Source organism: Rhizobium ecuadorense, from assembly GCF_001187535.1.
Classification (GTDB): Bacteria; Pseudomonadota; Alphaproteobacteria; order Rhizobiales; family Rhizobiaceae; genus Rhizobium; species Rhizobium ecuadorense.
In genome coordinates this window covers 1-216 of record NZ_LFIO01001871.1, presented here as the reverse complement: position 1 = coordinate 216, position 216 = coordinate 1, and the positions used below count along the sequence as shown (strand labels likewise).

Genomic DNA, 216 nt, shown 5'->3' with positions numbered 1-216 from the left:
GAGCAGCTTAACAAGGACTTCGAAGCTGCGCATCCCGGCGTCACTATCAAACGCACTGCCCGCACCTTTGATGACATGAAGCTGACGCTGAAGCTTGCGGTTTCGGCGGGTGATGGCCCTGTCATCACGAAGGTCAACCAAGGTGCCGGTGACATGGGGGCGATGGTCAAGGAAGGTTTGCTCCTGCCGGTCGACGACTACATAAAACAATATGGC

1 protein-coding gene is annotated in these 216 nt (G+C 56.0%); it reads left to right on the top strand.

Annotated features, from left to right (window positions below; all coding sequences use genetic code 11):
- On the top strand, positions 1-216 hold a 216-nt coding region (locus tag AF337_RS39205), incomplete at both ends, for an extracellular solute-binding protein (RefSeq protein ID WP_152971378.1).